Annotated in this window: 1 pseudogene; it reads left to right on the top strand. The window is 75.9% G+C overall.

Annotation, left to right across the window (positions count from 1 at the left end):
• A pseudogene (locus VR44_RS40840) lies at positions 1-203 on the top strand (cellulose-binding protein); the annotation flags it as partial.

Genomic DNA, 203 nt, shown 5'->3' with positions numbered 1-203 from the left:
CGCGGAACTGCGGGACCGGGTCACGCGCGACGTGACGGCCGCCCGGGCAGAGGCCCAGAGGGAGGTCCAGGCCAAGCGCGAGCAGGCGGACGCCCTCTTCGAGGAGACTCGCGCCAAGGCCGCCCAGGCCGCCGCGGACTTCGAGACCCACCTGGCCAAGCGCCGCGAGCAGGCCGAGCGCGACCTGGCCTTGCGCCAGGCCA

Origin of the sequence: Streptomyces katrae, assembly GCF_000966975.1 — a bacterium.
GTDB classification, from domain to species: Bacteria; Actinomycetota; Actinomycetes; order Streptomycetales; family Streptomycetaceae; genus Streptomyces; species Streptomyces katrae.
The sequence above is the reverse complement of the archived record's forward strand: the minus strand, read 5'-3'. Positions and strand labels throughout refer to the sequence as shown.